The sequence below is a fragment of the Halalkalicoccus sp. NIPERK01 genome (genome assembly GCF_030287405.1).
Classification (GTDB): domain Archaea; phylum Halobacteriota; class Halobacteria; order Halobacteriales; family Halalkalicoccaceae; genus Halalkalicoccus.
Window position 1 is genome coordinate 844,694 of the sequence record NZ_JASVVV010000001.1, and the last position, 18,935, is coordinate 863,628.

Consider the following 18,935-nt stretch of genomic DNA (forward strand, 5'->3'; position numbering starts at 1 on the left):
GCGACCGTTCTCGATAGCTGACGCCCGAAGAAGGGCGCTCACCCGCGTCGAGTCGGGACACCGACGGTTCTATCGGTCGGTGAGGCGACCCTTCAGTTGCCCGAGCATCATGCGGACGACCTTCCGGGGCGAGTCGGGGATCGCGCCGAGCTGTTCGAGGAGTCCGAGCCGATCGTGGTTGTTGTAGGTCTCGACGATCCGCCCGTCCTCGACGTGGACGAACGACATCCCGGTGACGGTCGCCGACTTCCCGGTCGCCGGAACGTCCATGAGGTCGTTCTCGTGGGTGCCACGCGAGGTCCAGCGGACGCTCACGCGGCCGTCGTCGCTGATCATCTCCTCGATCTCGAACGAGAGGTCCGGGAACGCCTCGAAGTACATCGCGAGGAACGCCTCGTACTCATCGCGATCGATCGCTTCGGGGCCGCTCATCCCGTAGAAGACGCAGTCCTCGGCGTACAGTTCGGAAACGAGGTCGAGGTCGTGGCCGTCGAGGAGGTCGGTAAAGACGCGCTCGGCGATCTCCTGATTCTCGTCGGCGAAGGCTTGTGGGCTCATTGTGCACAATCAGTAAGGACTCGCGAGGGGATAACCGTAGCGCGAGCTAGCCCGACCGGTCGGCAACCACCGTTCGAGGGGTCGTGGCCGCGGTAGCCGAGAGCGGTAGCGTTCAGGAACTCTTTTGAGGGCCCGGAGACGAGTGTTACACCGTCGATAGCGCTCCCGTCGCGCGGTGACGGCTCGCTGGCGTTCGGCACGGTCACCCGATGCCCGTCACGTGCGTCGTGGATACCGCCATACGGGAGCGGGGTTCGACGGTACTCTAGAGGTGGGGTGGCAGAGCGGACGAACGCGCCTGCCTTGAGAGCAGGTGGCCGAGAGGCCCCATGGGTTCAAATCCCATCCCCACCGTATTTCTCACGAACAGTTCGCCGAACACCGCGAAGCGTGTGTTCGGGACGCCGTGAGCGCGAAATCGTGAACGAGGATTTGAAGTAGACAGGGGTTCTGCGCGGAGCGCAGGTTCTCAGACGGCGTTCAAATCCCATCCCCGCCGCTTTTCCACGGCGCTTTCGACTGAGATAGCGTGATCGAACGATCGCCGTGTCGTTGCACGAACGACGCCGGGATCAGACGAGGAGGACCACGGGGGCGTTGCCGGTCGTGGTCGCCCAGTAGAGCAACAGGAACTGGATCGCGTTGAACAGGCCGTGGATCACGGCGGGGACCACGAGGTTCTCGCTGTACTCGTAGCTCACGCCGAGGATCACGCTCAGGACGACGTAGGTGAAGAGCGTCGCGGCCAGCCCCTCGCCGGTGAGCGAGCCGACGTGGGCGACGGCGAAGATCACGCTGGCGATGGCGATGCCGACGACGACCCCGAAGCGGAGCCTGAGCAGTTGCTGGATGACGCCCCGAAAGAGGAGTTCCTCGCCGGGTCCGACCAGCAGGAGCGACAACGGGACGAGGACGAGGAGGATCTCCGGGTTCTGGGTGCCGAGTTCCTGCAGGCTGTGATCGGCGGACTCGATCCCGAACGTGGTCTGGACGAGACTCATCCCGATCAGCGCGACGAACAGCGCGATCAGTCCGGCGGCGACCCAGATCGCGTCCCGGAGGTCGGGCATCGAGAGCATCAACAGGCCGAGTCCCTCGACGCGGGTCGAGAGGTAGAACAACGCGACGGAGCCGAACCCCAGCCCCTGGAGCGTGACGACGCCGACGACGATCTGGAGGACCGGCCTGCCGAACACGTCGATTCCGATCGTCCCGAGGAGACCGGCGGCGACGAGGGTAAGGATCGATCCGACCGCGAACCCCGCAAAGCCGATCAGGAGAACGGTGACGAGCGTGGTGGCGTACGCGAGCGGACCCGCGTCCGTCGTTCGAGAGACCATTGACGGGGGTTCGGACCGGCGTACCTTTTCCCTGTCGTTCGAGGGCGACACACAGTAACCTTTTTTCGCCCGTCACGCCCATCCCGGGTATGGACTGGCCGCACGACCCCGACGGCGAGGAGGGCAGCGAGGGAATGCGCAAGTACGGGATGGCGATCTTCGCCAAGAAGGTCGACGAGGAGGGGGACTTCCCCCTTCGGTTCGAGGAGTTCCTCGCCGACCACGGCGACGACCCGATCCGCATCAACTACGCGAAGGTCGTCCCCGCCCGGGAGATCCTCGAACGGGTCGACACCGAGGAGGTCGCCGACATCGTCGAGTTCCACCGCGCGGTCGGCCGCGCGATGCGCGAGGGCGGACTCTGGGACTACCACCCCGTCGGCGCGAACCCCGAGCGGAAGTCGGCCTAGTCGTCGTACTCGATCAGCGGTGGCTCCGAGCCACCGGCCGGAGACTCTCCGAACCGGCGGTCGCGGGCCGCCGTGATCGCCGCCTCGAGGAGGTCGACCGCGACCGTGTTGGCCCCCTCGGGGATGACGAGGTCCGCCTCCTTTTTCGTCGGTTCGACGAACTGCTCGTGCATCGGCTTCACCGTCGAGAGGTACTGTTCGATCACGCCGTCGAGGCTCCGCCCGCGTTCGAGGACGTCGCGGCGGATGCGCCGGAGGATCCGCACGTCCGCGTCGGTCTCGACGTAGATGCGCAGGTCGAGCATCTCCGTGATCGCCTCGTCGTAGAGCGCGAGGATCCCCTCGATGACGATCACGTCGGTCGGCTCGACGCGCACGCGCTCGTCGGTGCGGGTGTGGGCCTCGAAGTCGTACTGGGGCATCCCGATGGGTCGGCCCGAAAGGAGACGATCGAGGTGCGTCCGGAGGAGGTCCCAGTCGAACGCCGAGGGGTGGTCGTAGTTGATCGTCCGACGTTCGGAAAAGGGGAGATCCGACCGGTCCGCGTAGTAGTTGTCGAGCGGGATGTGGGTCACCGAGCCATCGCCGGGCGATCCCCGCCGGTCGGCAGAACCTCGTCCGATACCCTCCCCGGCATCCGTTCGGAAGTCGGCCGCGCGTCCACCGGGGCTGCCGTCGAGCGCGTCGGTCACTTCCCGGGCGACGGTGGTCTTGCCCGCACCGGTCCCGCCGGCGATCCCGAGCACGAACGAGGGGATGGTCATCACCGGACCTGACACGCGCGAGGCTTTCAACGTCCCGGTTCCGCACCGACCGTGGAAGTATCACTCACACGGGCATAACTCTGCCGGGAATAGCTTTTAGACCGCCTGTGCTAAAGATCCACACATGGTTGAAGATCTCACCGTCAGAGACGCGATGACCACGGCCTACGTGGGGGTGAGCGAATCGGATACGATCGGGGACGTCATCGAGGTGATGATCGACGACGGCGTCAGCGGCGTCGTGGTCCTCCGGGGCCCGGAGGCCGTCGGCACCGTCACCGAGCGCGACCTCCTGCGGGCGACGACCACCGGATCGATCCCCACCGACGCCAGCATCGCGTCGGTGATGTCCGGCCCCGGCCCGAGCGTCAAACCGGACGTTCCGCTCTCCGACGCGGCGAGCACGCTCTCGACGGAGGACAGGCGACAGCTGCTCGTCCGGAACGGCGAAGGGATCGTCGGCGTCCTCACGTCACAGGACGTGATCACGGCCGCCGCGTCGCTTCTATCGGCGTCGGAGCGGGAACCCGAGACGATGTCCGCTCCCGAAGCCGGAACGACCGTGGACGACCCCGAGTACACCACACAGAGCGTCTGTGAGGTCTGCGGCTCGCTGATGCCCGGACTCGAATCGGTCAACGGGCAGGTCATCTGTGCGGACTGTCGCGGGGTCTGACCGGCCATCGGGTAGTTCTTCGTGCTCGCGCGTCTCCTTTCGATCGATGCGGATCGAAACGCCGGACCTCGACGAGGCCGCTACCGTCGCCGACCTCTGGGTCGAACTCGCCCGTGGACAGCGTACCTTCGGTTCGCGCCTCGCGAGCGAGGCGAACCGCGAGCGGATCGGGGAGGCGCTCGGCCGTCACATCGCCGACGGGAACCTCCTCGTCGCCCGCTCGGACGACCGGATCGTCGGATTCGTGATGTTCGCCATCGAGTACCGCCTCTACGTCGTCGAGACGACCCGCGGGATCGTCCACAACCTCTTCGTCGTGCCCGACAGACGCGGCGAAGGGATCGGTACGAGGCTGATGGACGCAGCCGAGACGACCCTGACGGAGAAGGGTGCAGCGGTGGTCGGACTGGAGGTGCTCGCCGACAACGAGGACGCACGGCGCTTTTACGCCGACCGGGAGTACCGCCCGCATCGGGTCGAACTCGAAAAACGAGTCGAAACCGATAACACCCCGTAGCGACAGCACACAGACGCGCCAGAGGAGCTTGGGCGGTTCAAGCACCCGACTTGTAATCGGGAGTTCGGGGGTTCAAATCCCTCCTCTGGCTTCGGAACGAGAGGCCCCCGCAGTCGTCACAGAGAAAACGTCGAGACGGGGTAAGCGATCGGTACTAGTTTCGTGGAGCCTCTTGAGAGGGGAGGTCAGTGCAGACGTCGGACGGGACGTTCCCGGCGTTCGCGTGACACGGACCGTGTGCAGCCACCTCACCGGCAGCGCCGACGAGGAGGAACAGTGCGACGATCGCCAGGAGTATGGCGATTCGGTGATAGCGAATCGTGAGTCGAAGGGCAGTCTCTTTCATGGATTGCGACAACGTGACACACCGGGCGTGGAGAGATATCCGTTCCGCTTCATTCTTCCGCTGTACGTTATCCCGGAGCCAAAGAGGGAGGTGTGAGGACTCCCGCACTCATCGTTGCTCGACCGCGACCGTTCGCCCGAGCGGGTGACTCCGTGATCTCACCGGCCGGCGGCGGTATGTTCCCCGTTTTCTGGAAGGTCCCGGCCTCGAACACGTCTCGGAACGTCTCGATCGCGCCGCGGGTGGGTCCATATCGGACGGATTGTGACCGCCGTTCGATGTAGTAGAACGGACGAGCACTGCTCGCCGTTCGCCGGGAATTAGCCACCTCCTCGTCGAGGATAGGCCGACCCATACGACCGGTTAGTGTCTGTATATCTATATGAACGCCGGATGTAGCAGTATCCGCTGGCAGACTGCCAGCACGGTGTGGGGGCGTGGTACGCAGGTTGCCACCACTCGCCGCCCACCCCCGCTTGGTCCGCCTGAACACGCGGCACAGTCTCCTGTCCGGGGCGAGAGTCGACTCGCCCCCATCCACCGTCCGTAGAACGCTCGAGAGGACACGCTTCGAACGGGAACCGTGGTCAACCGAGAAGACGATCGGATCGGTCTACTGCGAGCGGGGAACGAAGAGCCACTCGGTCACGAACAGCGCGACCGCCAGCGGCACGACCAGCGTGATGATCAACATCGATGACACACGTATTCACCTCCAAAATACGATACGACGAGATGCTATAAAAATATATTTATTTTCATATGTGAACTAAAGTATGGTTCTCTGCCCACGGCCGGTTCGAATTCGAATGACCCGGAGGGCGGGCCCCGTCGTCGTGGAACGGGTCGTTCGCGTCCGCTGGTGACACGCGACGGAAGGGGCGGGATTCGAACTCGTCCGGACGGTTTCGCTCGCTCACGCTCACGGACTGCGTCCGGTCTGCTCGAATCCCTTTTCCCCTTAGCGGCGCTCACGAACGTGTTCGCGCCGCTGGAGGATATTTGTGGACAAGAAACCAGGGGTCGGTTGGTATATAGGTTGCGCCCCCGGATGATTCGTCATGCTCCTTAGTGGTACGGTCGTCGTCGACGCCTCGACGGTCGTCGAAGACGGCGGGGTCGTCATCGATGGCGACGAAATCATCGCCGTCGGCCAGGCGGCCGACCTCGCCGATCGGTATCCCGACCACGTGCGTCGATCGTACGACGTGCTCGTGCCGGGACTCGTCGGCGCGCACGTCCACTCGGTTCAGAGCCTCGGGCGCGGCATCGCCGACGACACCGCGCTGCTCGAGTGGCTCTACGAGTACGTCCTCCCGATGGAGGCGAACATGGGCCCCGAGGCGATGGAGGTCGCGGCGCTGCTGGGCTACCTCGAACTCGTCGAGAGCGGCGTCACGACCTGTATCGACCACCTCTCGGTCGCCCACGCGGACCGGGCGTTCGAGGCCGCCCGCGCGGTCGGGATTCGGGGGCTGCTCGGCAAGGTGCTGATGGATAAGGACGCTCCCGAGGGCCTGCGCGAGGACACCGACGCCGCACTCGCCGAGAGCGAGCGACTCGCCCGTCGCTACGACGGCGCGAACGGCGGCCGGATCCGCTACGCCGTCACCCCCCGGTTCGCGCTCTCCTGTACCGAAGCGTGTCTCCGCGGAGTACGCGACCTCGCCGACGAGTACGGGCTTCGGATCCACGTCCACGCCAGCGAGAACCGCGAGGAGTGCGCGGCGGTGCGCGAGGAGACGGGAATGGAGAACGTCGAGTGGCTCGACGAGGTCGGCCTCACCGGCGAGGACTGCGTACTCGCTCACTGCGTCCACACGAGCGAGCGCGAACGCGGGATCCTCGCCGAGACCGGCACCCACGTCGTCCACTGCCCCTCCTCGAACATGAAACTCGCGAGCGGGGTCGCCCCCGTCGAGACGTACCTCGATCGGGGGATCAACGTCGCGCTCGGCAACGACGGGCCGCCGTGTAACAACACCCTCGATCCGTACACCGAGATGCGTCAGGCGAGTCTATTGGGGAAAGTCGACGCGCTCGATCCGACCGCCCTTCCCGCGAGACGCGTCTTCGAGATGGCGACGGCGAACGGCGCTCGTGCGGCGGGGTTCGACCGGATCGGCGAACTCCGGGAGGGGTGGCGCGCCGACGTCGTCGGCCTCTCGACCGACCTGACGCGGGCGACGCCGATCCACGACCTGCTCTCGCACCTCGTGTTCGCCGCCCACGGCGACGACGTGCGCTTTACGATGGTCGACGGGGAGGTGCTGTACGACGACGGCGAGCCGACGACCGTCGACGCGGACGCGGTGAGAGAACGGGCCGCCGAGTTGGCGGAGACGGTCGTCTAGACGGTCAGTAGCTCCTGATCTTCGGCTCGTAGGTCTTCTCCTCGCCCTCGAGGATCACCGGCTTGTACCAGAGTTCGGGCGTGCCGTCGTTCCACGACAGCAGCGTGTGTTTGAGCCACTTCTCGTCGCGACGCTCCTGGTACTCCTGGCGCCAGTGTGCGCCGCGGAACTCGTCGCGGGCGAGCGCGCCCAGGGTGATGGCCTCGGCTGTGTCGATCAGGTTGCGCATCTCGATGGTCTGCTGGAGGTCGGTGTTGAAGGTACGGGAGGGATCGGCGACGTAGACGTCCTGGTACTGTTCTCGCACCTCTCGGATGTCCCGAAGCGCCTGCTTGAGCCCCGCCTCGGTCCGGAAGACGTTGACGTTCCGCGTCATCGTCTTCTGGAGCTTCTCGCGGAGTTCGGCCTGCTGGACGCCCTCGTCTTTCTCCATCAGGTGCTCGATCCGCCGGTTCTCGGCCTCGACGGCCCGTTCGACGATCTCCACGGGTTCGGGGATGACGCTCGCGCCCTCGCCGCGGGGGTCGCCCCCGTCCGTGACGGCCTCGTCGTCCGTATCCGTGTGGATCGCGCCGGGTGCGACCGGCGTGTCGACCTCGCCGATCTCGGTGTCCTCGGTCCGGCCGGTCTCGATGATCGCCTCGCCGAGGTCCGTCCCGGCGGCGTGCCGCCCCGCGCGTGCGCCGAAAACGATGAGTTCGGGCAAGGCGTTCCCGCCGAGCCTGTTGGAGCCGTGAACCGACACGCAGGCACACTCGCCGACGGCGTACAGCCCCGAAACGAGGGTCTCGCCGTTCTCGTCGGTCTCGATCCCGCCCATCGCGTAGTGCTGGCCCGGTTTGACCGGCATCGGCTCGACCAGCCCGTCGACGCCCTCGAAGTCGCCCGCGAGATGCAGGATGTTCTCCAAACGGTCGATGATGCGCTCCTCGCCGAGATGACGCATGTCGAGGTGGACGTACTCGTCGTTGACGCCGCGGCCCTCGTTGACCTCGGTGAGTTCAGCGCGCGCGACCACGTCGCGGGAGGCCAGTTCCCCCGAGTTCGAGGCGTAGCCGTGTTCGAACATGAACCGCTCGCCCTTGTCGTTGTAGAGGATGCCGCCCTCGCCGCGGACGCCCTCGGAGATCAACACGCCCGTCGAGGGCAACGTGGTGGGATGGAACTGGATGAACTCCATGTCCTCCATCGGAACGCCCGCGCGGTAGGCCATCGCGGGGCCGTCGCCGGTACAGGAGACGGCGTTGGTGGTGTGGTCGTAGACCTGCCCCGGTCCACCAGTGGCGAGGACGACGCCGTTTCGCGCCCGGAAGCCGGCTACTTCGCCCGTCTGCACGTCGAAGGCGACGACGCCGTGACACTCGCGTTTCTCGGGATCGGGATCCTCGGTCACGGCGAGTCGGCTGACGTACCACTCGTCGTAGACCGCGATCCCGCGTTTGACGACCTGCTGATACAGGGTGTGCAGCAGGTGGTGGCCCGTCTCCGCGCCGGCGTAGGTGGTTCGGGGAAACGAGAGGCCGCCGAAGGGGCGCTGGGAGACCCGGCCGTCCTCCTCGCGCGAGAAGGGCATCCCCCAGCGTTCGAGTTGGATCGTCTCCTCGGGGCTGTCCTGGCAGAGGGTCTCGATCGCGGGGGCGTCCCCGAGGTAATCGGAGCCCTTCATCGTGTCGTAGGCGTGGTCCTCCCACGAGTCGCCGTCGCGCAGCGCGGCGTTGATGCCGCCCTCCGCGGCGCCGGTGTGGCTGCGAACGGGGTGGAGTTTCGTGACGATCGCCACGTCCGCGCCCTCCTCGTGAGCCGCGATCGCGGCCCGGAGGCCGGCACCGCCAGCGCCGACGACGAGTACGTCGTGTTCGTGCATGGTTGGTGATTGGAGTGTGTCGTATTGAGGCTGTGGTCTGTATTGCGATCCTACCAGAACTTGAGGTTCTTCTTGACCGCTTCGCGCTTGAGTCCCTGGATGTGCTCGGTGATCGGGATGTCCTTCGGGCAGACGTTCGTACACGAGAACTGCGTCTGACACCGCCAGACGCCGTGTTCCTGTTCGATGATCCGCAGGCGGTGTTCCTTCATGTCCTCGCCCTCGCGTTCGTCCATCGCGAACCGGTAGGCCATGCTGATCGGCGCCGGGCCGAGATACTGGTCGTCGCCCGCCGCGATGTTACACGAGGACATACACGAGGCACACCAGATACACCGCGTGCCCATCTTGATCTTCTCCCTGTTTTCGCGGCTCTGGCGCTGTTCCTCGAGGTCGCCCTCCGGGAGTTCGTTCGTCTGGAAGTACGGCTCGACGGCCTCCATCTGCTCGTAAAAGGAGTCCATGTCCACGACGAGGTCCTTGACGACCTCCTGGTGGGGCAGGGGCTCGATCCTGACGGGGGTGTCGAGTTCGGCGATCTGGGTCTGACAACCCAGTCGCTGTCGGCCGTTGATGAAGAAGGCGTCCGACCCGCAGATCGCCTGCCGGCAGGAGTGGCGGAACGTGAGCGACGAGTCGTAGTGATCGCGCGCGTACATCACCGCGTCGAGGACGGTCATCCCCTTCTCGAAGGGAACGTGAAAGGTGTCGAACCGCGGCTCCTGTTTGGCCTCGACCTCCGGGTCGTACCGGAACACCTTGATCTCGACGGTCTCCTCGCCCTCTCGTGCGCGTTCCTCGCTCTCCCGTTGTCCCTCCTCGCGTTTCGACGCCTTCTCCTGAAGGCGACGCTCCTGATGTGGCGAGCGCGGCCTCGATTCGCCCGCGTCGACCTCCGCTTCCTCTTGCTCCTGTGGAACTTGTGTGCTCATGTTAGAGTGTGATGCCCGCGAGTGCGTTTGCCGTTCGGATCCCCTGGACGATCAGCGCGACGCCCGCGACGACGAGGATCCACTTGACGACCGTCTTCTGGGTGCCGTCGAGCCCCTGGTTGATCAGCGCGTTGTAGACGCCGTTGACGCCGTGGAACGTCGCGGTGATCAGGAACAGCACCATCAGCGAGTAGTAGCCCAGATCGCCCATCCGGTACTGACTGCCCGCGAAGGTGATCTCCGAGGCGTGGTTCACGAAGTGAAGGAGGAAAAAGTGAAAGGCGAGGACGACGACCAGAAACGCCGCCGTCACGCGCTGGAGCAACCAGAGCGTACCGCCTGGCTTGAACGAGGAGTAGCGCTCCGCCATCTAGAACACCCCCTCGACGAACGTCGGGACGCTCGCGATGGCGATGACGCCCGTCACGATCAGCGCCGCGTAGAAGCTCTTGTCCTGCGATTCGAGGCCGACCCCGAGGTCGACCATCAACAGGCGAACGCCGTTCAGGATGTGAAAGACCGCGACCGAGAGCAGACCCACCTCGAGGACGCGAACGATGAAGAGGCTCTCGAGCCCCTGGATGGTCTCGGTGTACGCCCCCGTCCCGACGGTGGCCGTGCTCAGGACGGCGATGTGTGTAAACAGGTATCCGACGAGAACCCAGCCGGTGAACTTGTGGAAGATCCACGCCCACATGCCGGCGGTGAACTCCCGCCACCGGCCGAAGTCCTCGATGAGGCCGCGATTGTACGACTGACTCATTCCTGCTTGGGCCTTGGACTCGTGGACTAAAGAGGTTACTACCTCGCACGATCGACCGACTCGATGGCGCTCGTGACGGTTCTTGGAGGCGATTCACTCCCCGACCGGGTGTTGGGACGAGACGATGTGTTCGATGGCCTCGTCGAGTTCGACGAGGTGACACAGCGGGTTGCCCGGATAGACGACGGGGTTCTCGAGGACGCCCACGAGCAGGCCGGTAAACGGTGCCTCGACGACGTCCTTCTCGGTCATGAACGGGTTGGTGATCGTACAGATGGCGTCGCCCTCGTAGACGAGCGCCCCGCGTCGGTGGTGCATGTCGACGATCCCGCCCGAGTCCGCCCGTATCCACGTCTTCTCGAGGTCGTCCTGAATGACGGTCCGCCACCCCGGCCAGCGGACCCGCGTCTTCGGGCGGAGCCCGTACTCCGCGAAGACGCTCTCGACGCCCGTGAGCGCCTGGTCGATCAGGTCGCGCTGGAACTGGTGGGCCCCGCCCATCTCGATGGTCACCGTCGGGACCCCGTCGTCGGTCGCCTCGCAGCGCAGCGTCCCCTCGGGCCCCTGCCCGGCGATGATGACGTTCGAGGCGAAGGCGTTCGCGAGACGCTCGACGTCGGGGTTCTCCATGTTCGCCCGGACGTGGAGCATGTTGTTCCGCCCGCGAGTCGAGGTGTGAAAGTCGAGGACGAAATCACACGGCTCGATGAAGTTCGTGTAGATCCGGTGGGCCATCCGCCGGGCGCTGGTTCCCGATTCGGAGCCCGGAAACGATCTGTTGAGGTCGCGGTCCAGGATGGGGAGATAGCGCTGCTGAGCGAGGAAGCCGGGGACGTTCAGGACGGGGAGACAGACGATCGTCCCGTGAAGCTCCGTGTGGTCCCACTCGTAGGCCACGGCCCTGACGACCTCGATGCCGTTCAGTTCGTCGCCGTGGGTCGCCGCGGTGAGACACGCCGTCGGGCCGGGGTGCTCGCCGTTGACGATCGTCACCGGGATGCGGACGGGGTCCCCGAGGTAGGTCTCGCTGACGGTGTAGCGGATGTTCGCCGTCTCGCCGGGGGCGACCGTCCCACCGTTGTACGTGAACGGGGAGGGCGGCGGTGTCATAGCCGTATCTGTGTCCGCAGCGTATAAGTAAGCGCCCACACGGGACAAGCAACGTTTTTGCACCCCCCGCGAGTTGTCGGGAGTATGGGAACAGGGAGTGTCCGCGTCGGGGTGCTGAGCCTGCACAGCAGCAAGGAGACGAAAGCCATCCTGAACGCCGTCGACGACCTCGGTCACGAGGGCGAGTGGATCAGACAGGAGAACACCGCGATCGAGATCGACTCGGAGGGTGTGCATCTCGAACCCGACGTCGACGTGATCGCAAACCGACTCCTGCTCTCGAACACCGGCCACCCCAGCGAGGAACTCGGACTCGCGACGACCTACGAGTCGCTTCGCCCGATGCTCAACAAGCCCCAGGCGACGCTCACGGCGCTGCACAAGTTCGCGACCGGCGTGAAACTCGCCGACGCCGGGGTGCCGGTGCCGGACGCCCTGCTCGCGCTCGACAATCGCCGGCTCAACGAGGGTCGCGGCGAGTTCGGCGAGGAGGTCGTCTACAAGACCGCGATCGGCACCCACGGCGGCGGCACCTGGAAGATCGGCCCCGACGAGACGGTCAACCCGCGCGTCGGCAACCGCCAGGCGTTCCTCCAGAAACTCATCGAGCGCGACGGCGAACACCACCGCGACCTGCGCGTCTACGTCGTCGGCGACCGGATCATCGGCGCGATGAACCGCTACGCCCCCGAGAACGACTGGCGGACGAACGTCGCCCTCGGCGGGGACGTCGAGGACGCGAGCGACCGACTCCCCGATACCGTCGTCGAGATGGCGACCACGGCGGCCGATGTAGTGGGACTGGACTACGCCGGCGTCGACCTCATCGAGGGCGAGGACGGCTGGTTCGTCCTCGAGGTCAACCCCACGGCGGGCTTCCGGGGGCTGTACAAGGCGTCGAACGTCAGCCCCGCGCCATACATCGCACAGTTGGCGATCGAACTCGGCGGCGGCGAGGTCGATCCCGAACGGGTCGCGGACCTCTCGGCGACGCTCGACGACTCGCGGCCCGCCTCGATGCCGCCCGAGGCCGAACAGATCCGCGAGGAGGCCGTCAGCATCGGCTACACGGAGGAGGTACTCGTCAGCGGGACCAGCGGGAGCAGGACCGTGATCGCCAAGTCCGACACCGGCGCCGCCCGAACCAGCATCGACACCGGCCTCGCGGCGGAGATCGGCGCGGGCCCCATCAAATCCATCACGCGGGTCCGCTCGGGCAGTTCGAAGTCCAGCAAGTCCCGCCCCGTCGTCGACCTCGTCGTCGGGGTCAGCGGCAACCAGCACACCGTCACCGCGAGCATCGAGGACCGCAGCCACATGGACTACGCCCTGCTGTTGGGACGGGACATCCTCGAGAACTACCAGGTCGACGTCCGCCGTCGCGCCGAGGCCGAGGATTACGACCCCGACCGGGAAGAGGAAGAGGAAGAGGAGGAAGAACTCGAGTAGGCCGGCTCAGTCGGCCTCGTAGGCCGCCCAGACGTACTTCGTTCCCGTCGATCGATAGGGCCGCCAGGCCTCCGCGATCTCGCGCATCTCGCTTCGTGAGAGTTCCCCACCGTCGTTGTACAGCTCTTCGATCCCCCGCCGGACCGCGAGGTCGCCGAGCGGGAGGACGTCCTCGCGTTCGAGGACGAACAGGAGGTACATCCGGGCGGTCCACTCGCCGATGCCGTGGATCGCCGTGAGATCCTCGATGACCTCCGCGTCCGTGTGATCGGCCAGGCCCTCACGGGTCAGGTCGCGTTCGAGGAAGGCCTCGGCGGCGTTGTTGACGTACCTCGTCTTCTGTTCGCCGAGTCCCGCCGCCGCGAGGTCGGCGTCGGCCGCGTCGAGGACGGCTTCGGGGGTTATCGGGCCGTCGAACAGCGCGTAGACACGCTCCTTGACGGCGTTCGCGGCGGCCGTCGAGATCGATTGGTTGATCACCGAGACGACGAGACGCTCGAACTCCTCGTCCCACTCCGGTTCCGTGTAGGGGTCGTGCTCCTCGATCACCGCCGCCATCACGGGGTCCTCGCGCAGGCGGGAGAGCGCGTCGTCCATGGACGGGATTGGGATCCGAACCACCTGACCGTGTCGGTCCTCGACCCCCGGACCCGATCGGTGGCGATCGCCGGCTACCCGAGCTTATTTGGTCGTTCTCGGCCTCATCGTGTGTATGGTCGAACACGTTCTCGTCCCGATCGACGACTCGAAACGCTCGACGAAGGCACTGGAGTTCGCGCTCGGGGAGTACCCCGGCGCCGAGATCACCGCGTTGCACGTGATGGATCCGAGCGACGACGCGATCTACACCGGCGGCGAACTGAGCGTCCCGCTCGACGTCGAGGAGGTCAGAGAGCAGCACAAACGCCGGGCGGAGACCCTGCTCGAGGAGGCACGCGAGGTGGCGAGCGACCACGGCGTCGAGATCGACACCGCCACCCGCGTCGGAAAGCCGGCCCGGGCGATCGTCGAGTACGCCGAGGAACAGGATGTCGATCACGTCGTCCTTGGCAGTCACGGTCGCTCGGGCGCGTCACGGATCCTGCTAGGGAGCGTCGCCGAAAGGGTGGCCAGACGCGCACCCGTCCCCGTGACGATCGTCCGCTGACGGGGCGTCACCCGTCGACCGACCCGACGACGATCCGTAGACGACCGACCCGGTCGTTCCGTTCCGAACCCGACGATGGCGGAGGAATAAACGGATCGTGGGTTGTTAATCTCGGAGAGGGAAACGTTGAAACGGGTTCCAGCCACACGGACGGTATGGAGTTAGACGACGTCAACACCATCACGGTTCTCGGGGCGGGCAACATGGGCCACGGGATCGCGGAAGTCGCCGCGATCGCGGGCTACGACGTGTACATGCGGGACATCAAGGAGGAATTCGTCCGGAACGGCTACGAGCAGATCGAGTGGAGCCTCGGAAAACTCGCCGAACAGGACCGTCTGACCGAGGAGGAAGCCGACGCCGCCCTCGATCGGGTGACCCCGGTCGTCGACGTCGAGGAGGCGGTCTCCGGCACCGACTTCCTCATCGAGGCGGTCCCCGAGCAGATGGAGATCAAGAAGGACGTCTACACCGAGGTCGAGCGCTACGCCCCCGAGGGTGCGGTGTTCGCCACGAACACCTCTTCGCTGTCGATCACCGAACTCTCGGAGGTGACCGACCGCCCCGAGCGCTTTTGCGGGATGCATTTCTTCAACCCGCCCGTTCGAATGCCGCTCGTCGAGGTGATCTCCGGCGCCCACACGGACGAGGGGACGCTCGAGCTGACCGAATCGCTCGCCGAGGACTTCGACAAAACCCCGGTTCGCGTCCACAAGGATAGCCCGGGATTCATCGTCAACCGGATCCTCGTCCCGTTGATGAACGAGGCCGCGTGGCTCGTCAGCGAGGGCGAAGCGACCATCACCGAGGTCGACTCGACGACGAAGTTCGACATCGGCCACCCGATGGGCGCGTTCGAACTCGGCGACCAGGTCGGAAACGACGTGAGCTACCACGTCCTCGAGTACATGCACGAGGTCCTCGGCGACGCCTACGAGCCCGCGCCGCTGCTCGCCGAGAAGGTCGAGAACGAGGAACTCGGGAAGAAGACCGGCAAGGGGTTTTACGACTACGAGGACGGCCCCGGCGCGGAGATACCGGCCGACGAGGGCTCGGAGTTCGTCGAGAGACGGCTGTTGGCGTCGATGGCCAACGAGGTCGCGAAGCTGATCGGCGGCGACGTCGCTCCGCCCGAGTCGATCGACGAGGCGGTCACCCTCGGCGGCGGGTGGCCCGACGGCCCCGTCACGGTCGTCGACGAGTACGGGATCGAGACGCTGCTCGAGACGCTCGAAACGGCCCACGAGGAGACGGGCCACGAACGATACCGACCCGACGAGTACCTGCGCGAGCGCGCCGAGGCGGGCGGCTTCTACGACGCGGACGATGACGAAGCCGAATCGGACGGCTACGAGTACGACGCCATCGCGGTCGAGGTCGACGGACGGGTCGGCCACCTCGCCATCGACCGTCCACACCGGATGAACACCATCACGACCGGGATGATCGAGGAGATCGACGACGCCCTCGACCGACTGGTCGACGACGACGACGTTCGCGCCGTCCTCCTGACCGGTTCGGGCGACCGCGCGTTCTCGGCGGGCTTCGACGCGTCGACGGCCGCCGCCGGTAGCGGCCTCGAAACGGCCGAACTGGCGCGGCGCGGCCAGCACGTGTTCGGCCGTTTCGAGGAGGTCCCGATGCCCGTCATCGCCGCGATCGACGGCTACTGTCTGGGCGGCGGGATGGAGCTTTCGGCCTGTGCCGACATGCGCCTCGCCACCGAGCGCTCCCGGTTCGGCCAGCCCGAACACGACCTCGGCCTCATGCCCGGTTGGGGCGGAACCCAGCGGCTCCCCCGGATCGTCGGCGAAGGCCGTGCCAAGGAGATCATCTTCACCGCGAGAAACGACTACGATCCCGAGACGATGGCCGACTACGGCTTCGTCAACGAGGTCGTCTCCCCCGACGGGTTCGAGGACCGGGCGTGGGAACTCGCGCGCGACCTCGCGGCGGGTCCGCCGATCGCCCAGCGGTTCACGAAGCGCGCGATGCTCGCCGGCCGCGACGACATCGACGCGGGACTCGAGTTCGAGGCGAGCGCGTTCGGCCACCTGTTCACCACGGACGACCTCTGGGAGGGACTGTCGGCCTTCCAGAGCGATCGGGATCCGGAGTTCGAAGGTAAATAAGCCGGCACGGAACGGAACGTTTAAACAAATCTGCCGGGAACGGTAGGGTGCGTTGGCGCAGCCGTCTCACTGGCGTGAGGCACATCGGGTGAACCGACGCGACCGCTCGGTTGGTGTAGTCCGGCCAATCATATTGGCCTTTCGAGCCGATGACCGGGGTTCAAATCCCCGACCGAGCATTTTCCGAGTATAGCGAGGAAAAGCGCAGGGAGATGGATGTGAGCAGACCGAGGTTCCGGCCTTCAGCCGGGTTCTCGGGCGAGTTCAAATCCCCGACCGAGCACTCCAGACCGTCTTCCTCTGTTGATTTCATCGCTGAGCTACCCACAGGTACTTCACATGCCGCAGCCCGAGACGACTCAGCGGAAGACGGACCCCGACGCCTTACAGCGGTCCCTGTTGTATGATAAGTATTGTATATAGGGAGAGTGAGTCTCATGAGCGATGGTTCCGAGATCCTGAAGCCACGGTACACCCCATATCGCTCAAGACATATTACAGGATTTCTCTACCACCACGGACACCGTCAACAGGACGATCCCTATCGCGATTACCCCGTGTTGTTGAAGGGTGAGATCGTCCACGACGTGCGCGAGCGATCCCAGTACGTCGACCCCGATCGTCTCGAAGAGCAGGCCAAAGACCATGAGACCGATCACGATGACTGAAACAACCCTCACTGATCGCTCGATGAGGCGGTCTCTCGATACGGACATGGTGACCGAACCTATGTTAGTGGAACTACAGCTAATATTTGTCGGCCAGACCCGGAACGACGGAATCGACGAGCTTCGAGTAAGCCACGCTCGTGAGTCGAACACCCGATTCAATCCTGCAATCGAACCTCCTTCGAGTACGATGTCGGGTTCTACTCCCGGATAGGGCTGTCATAGAGGGTATCGTAACGAGCCGGAGACACGGCGCGTCTCGACTGGGTCCGGCGTTCGATTCGTGGAGAGGTAATCGCTGAACGTCTACGACACTCCCTATCAGTACACACGGGAAGATCCGATCCGTAACGACCCGAAAACGGACCGATCAGCGGTTGAGAAGCGACCGAACCGCAGAGAGGCCGAAGGACGACCGATCGTTGGAAACGGTGATTCGCTGATCGATTGGGGCGGCGTCGAATTCCTCGTCGAGGTACGGTTCGAAGAGCATGGTCAACGGGGTCGGAACGATCAGCCCGCGCGATTGGTTGTACTCAATAACCCCGTAGTCGTCGAGTTTGGGGAGGTGGGACTGATACAGCGCGATGTAGACGCGCTGGCGCTGATCGGAGGTCAACTGCTCGACCGTGGTTTCGTTCTCCCAGGCGGCGATCGCCTCCGCGACCGTGCGCATGTTGAACTCGTCTTGCTCGGGATGGGCGGCGAAGTACCGCAACACAGCGCGGCGGCGAGCGTTCTGGAGGAGGTGGAACAGGTCGTCTTTCGAAATCGAGAGATGCTCGTCGACCGTCTCTACAGCGGCGTCTTCGGTGGGCGGCGTTTGGATACTCATGATGCCTAATCAGACATATCTCGGAAAGTATAATAAAAACAGAATATAGTTCAGAGAATTTTCAACTCATTAACCATTACGAAATTGGCCCTTAACCAGGTTTTAGCATACTCCTTAACGACCCAACACTCGATCAGAACGGCGATACAGGAGAACCGATCTCGCCTCGGTATCGGTCTCTTGATCGAATAATCACGCTATTTGATGAGAACATGTGCAGAAACGACATCCTAAACCCCGCGATACGGGATATGTTCGCTTCAACTCGGCATCCGCCACCTCCATAGTGGGTGGTGTGGTCGAGTCTCGCATACGCACGCTCTCGTTCGGTATCAACGATCTTGTCACGCCATAGCAGTTCGAGCTAGATCTGACGCCCACCGCCACGCGGTCGGGCAATCCTTCGGTCATCACGCCATCCGCACCTAGTAGGACTATCGGCTCCGAAGGGCCATCGTTCTCGAACGGCGAGGGCTCCACTCGTCATGCGCTCGATGAGTGGGAGAACGGAGCCGATCGATCCCATCGCCCCGTTTTCGCCGCTATCGAATCCACGACTGGTACGCGCCGAGACCGGTGACTATCGCGAACAGCACGAGCACCCCCACGTCGATACCCGTTCCGGCGGTAGAACCGGTGACGAACGGCGCGAGCGCGAGCAACATACCGAGAGAGCCGATCACGAGGTACGCGAGGGCGAACCGATCTATCACGTCGGAGTCCTGCCCCATGTAGGCCTCGACGGAAGTCGCTCGTTCGCGGAGTTGGACGTCCTTGCTGTCGGTGTCGTAATCGACGACACCGAGTCCCTCGAGTTTCGGGAGGTGTGTCTGGTGGAGCGAAACGTAGACGCTCTGACGGACGTTTCGGGGCGGCGGGTCCTCGCCGCTTTCGAGGGCGGCGATGTGTTCCGATAGCTCCCTGATCGTCGCGTGATCGCCGCGCTCTGAGAGGAACTCGATGACTGCCCGTCGACGGTCGTTCCTGAGGATGTCGTGTATCTCCCCCTCGTCCAGTTTCGACGTCTCCTCACTCATGTTGTTCTCCCTCGCACGACCGATCTCCGTTCA

At 64.8% G+C, this 18,935-nt stretch carries 19 protein-coding genes and 3 tRNA genes; 10 read left to right on the forward strand and 12 right to left on the reverse strand.

Annotated features, from left to right (window positions below; all coding sequences use genetic code 11):
- Positions 1–69 precede the first annotated feature (69 nt).
- Complete coding sequence (locus QRT08_RS04515; RefSeq protein WP_286044717.1) at positions 70–558, reverse strand: ester cyclase; 489 nt, start codon at positions 556–558, stop codon at positions 70–72.
- Between the two features lie 270 nt (positions 559–828).
- On the opposite strand from QRT08_RS04515, the gene QRT08_RS04520 reads away from it, so the two are divergent.
- Positions 829–912, forward strand: a tRNA-Ser gene (locus QRT08_RS04520).
- Positions 913–1,130: 218 nt separating this feature from the next.
- Here QRT08_RS04520 and QRT08_RS04525 read toward each other — a convergent pair.
- On the reverse strand, positions 1,131–1,898 hold the full coding sequence (locus QRT08_RS04525) for a CPBP family intramembrane glutamic endopeptidase (RefSeq protein WP_286044718.1): 768 nt from the start codon (positions 1,896–1,898) through the stop codon (positions 1,131–1,133).
- A gap of 89 nt (positions 1,899–1,987) precedes the next feature.
- Between QRT08_RS04525 and QRT08_RS04530 the strand changes: the two genes are divergently transcribed.
- Positions 1,988–2,308, forward strand: coding sequence for a DUF5785 family protein (locus QRT08_RS04530; RefSeq protein WP_286044719.1), 321 nt, complete (start codon positions 1,988–1,990; stop codon positions 2,306–2,308).
- Here QRT08_RS04530 and udk read toward each other — a convergent pair.
- Positions 2,305–3,072: a uridine kinase gene (gene udk, locus QRT08_RS04535; protein WP_286044720.1), complete on the reverse strand. Its 768-nt coding sequence runs from the start codon at positions 3,070–3,072 to the stop codon at positions 2,305–2,307. The genes QRT08_RS04530 and udk overlap by 4 nt on opposite strands.
- 124 nt (positions 3,073–3,196) lie before the next feature.
- Here udk and QRT08_RS04540 point away from each other — a divergent pair, with 124 nt between their 5' ends.
- The 4 genes from QRT08_RS04540 (at position 3,197) to QRT08_RS04555 (ending at position 6,965) form a co-directional block, all read left to right on the forward strand.
- A complete protein-coding gene (locus QRT08_RS04540; RefSeq protein WP_286044721.1) occupies positions 3,197–3,748 on the forward strand; it encodes a CBS domain-containing protein in 552 nt (183 codons plus the stop codon).
- Between the two features lie 46 nt (positions 3,749–3,794).
- Positions 3,795–4,265, forward strand: coding sequence for a GNAT family N-acetyltransferase (locus tag QRT08_RS04545; protein WP_286044722.1), 471 nt, complete (start codon positions 3,795–3,797; stop codon positions 4,263–4,265).
- Between the two features lie 17 nt (positions 4,266–4,282).
- Positions 4,283–4,356 (forward strand) — tRNA-Thr (locus tag QRT08_RS04550).
- Between the two features lie 1,316 nt (positions 4,357–5,672).
- Positions 5,673–6,965, forward strand: coding sequence for a 5'-deoxyadenosine deaminase (locus QRT08_RS04555; RefSeq protein WP_286044723.1), 1,293 nt, complete (start codon positions 5,673–5,675; stop codon positions 6,963–6,965).
- Between the two features lie 4 nt (positions 6,966–6,969).
- Here QRT08_RS04555 and QRT08_RS04560 read toward each other — a convergent pair whose 3' ends face one another.
- The 5 genes from QRT08_RS04560 to QRT08_RS04580 form a co-directional block, all read right to left on the reverse strand.
- On the reverse strand, positions 6,970–8,829 hold the full coding sequence (locus QRT08_RS04560; RefSeq protein ID WP_286044724.1) for an FAD-binding protein: 1,860 nt from the start codon (positions 8,827–8,829) through the stop codon (positions 6,970–6,972).
- A gap of 50 nt (positions 8,830–8,879) precedes the next feature.
- Positions 8,880–9,761 (reverse strand): succinate dehydrogenase/fumarate reductase iron-sulfur subunit, encoded by an 882-nt coding sequence (locus tag QRT08_RS04565; protein ID WP_286044725.1) that lies wholly within the window; start codon positions 9,759–9,761, stop codon positions 8,880–8,882.
- Between the two features lies 1 nt (position 9,762).
- Positions 9,763–10,131 carry a succinate dehydrogenase hydrophobic membrane anchor subunit gene (locus tag QRT08_RS04570; RefSeq protein ID WP_286044726.1) on the reverse strand — a complete coding sequence of 123 codons (369 nt, stop codon included), beginning with the start codon at positions 10,129–10,131 and terminating at the stop codon, positions 9,763–9,765.
- On the reverse strand, positions 10,132–10,524 hold the full coding sequence (sdhC, locus tag QRT08_RS04575; protein ID WP_286044727.1) for a succinate dehydrogenase, cytochrome b556 subunit: 393 nt from the start codon (positions 10,522–10,524) through the stop codon (positions 10,132–10,134).
- 93 nt (positions 10,525–10,617) lie between these two features.
- Positions 10,618–11,634 carry a succinylglutamate desuccinylase/aspartoacylase family protein gene (locus tag QRT08_RS04580; protein ID WP_286044728.1) on the reverse strand — a complete coding sequence of 339 codons (1,017 nt, stop codon included), beginning with the start codon at positions 11,632–11,634 and terminating at the stop codon, positions 10,618–10,620.
- 84 nt (positions 11,635–11,718) lie between these two features.
- On the opposite strand from QRT08_RS04580, the gene QRT08_RS04585 reads away from it, so the two are divergent.
- Positions 11,719–13,083 (forward strand): RimK family alpha-L-glutamate ligase, encoded by a 1,365-nt coding sequence (locus QRT08_RS04585; protein WP_286044730.1) that lies wholly within the window; start codon positions 11,719–11,721, stop codon positions 13,081–13,083.
- Between the two features lie 6 nt (positions 13,084–13,089).
- Here QRT08_RS04585 and QRT08_RS04590 read toward each other — a convergent pair whose 3' ends face one another.
- Positions 13,090–13,680, reverse strand: coding sequence for a DNA-3-methyladenine glycosylase family protein (locus tag QRT08_RS04590; protein ID WP_286044731.1), 591 nt, complete (start codon positions 13,678–13,680; stop codon positions 13,090–13,092).
- A gap of 115 nt (positions 13,681–13,795) precedes the next feature.
- On the opposite strand from QRT08_RS04590, the gene QRT08_RS04595 reads away from it, so the two are divergent.
- From QRT08_RS04595 to QRT08_RS04605, 3 genes are all read left to right on the forward strand, one after another.
- Positions 13,796–14,230, forward strand: a complete 435-nt coding sequence (locus QRT08_RS04595; protein WP_286044732.1) for a universal stress protein — start codon at positions 13,796–13,798, stop codon at positions 14,228–14,230.
- Positions 14,231–14,385: 155 nt separating this feature from the next.
- Positions 14,386–16,362 (forward strand): 3-hydroxyacyl-CoA dehydrogenase/enoyl-CoA hydratase family protein, encoded by a 1,977-nt coding sequence (locus QRT08_RS04600; protein ID WP_286044733.1) that lies wholly within the window; start codon positions 14,386–14,388, stop codon positions 16,360–16,362.
- A 104-nt stretch (positions 16,363–16,466) separates the two neighbouring features.
- Positions 16,467–16,541, forward strand: a tRNA-Glu gene (locus tag QRT08_RS04605).
- Positions 16,542–16,847: 306 nt separating this feature from the next.
- On the opposite strand, the gene QRT08_RS04610 is transcribed toward QRT08_RS04605, so the two are convergent.
- From QRT08_RS04610 to QRT08_RS04620, 3 genes are all read right to left on the reverse strand, one after another.
- On the reverse strand, positions 16,848–17,078 hold the full coding sequence (locus tag QRT08_RS04610; protein ID WP_286044734.1) for a hypothetical protein: 231 nt from the start codon (positions 17,076–17,078) through the stop codon (positions 16,848–16,850).
- A 322-nt stretch (positions 17,079–17,400) separates the two neighbouring features.
- Positions 17,401–17,865 carry a DUF7344 domain-containing protein gene (locus tag QRT08_RS04615; protein WP_286044735.1) on the reverse strand — a complete coding sequence of 155 codons (465 nt, stop codon included), beginning with the start codon at positions 17,863–17,865 and terminating at the stop codon, positions 17,401–17,403.
- Between the two features lie 542 nt (positions 17,866–18,407).
- Positions 18,408–18,902, reverse strand: coding sequence for a DUF7344 domain-containing protein (locus QRT08_RS04620; RefSeq protein WP_286044736.1), 495 nt, complete (start codon positions 18,900–18,902; stop codon positions 18,408–18,410).
- Positions 18,903–18,935: the final 33 nt, after the last annotated feature.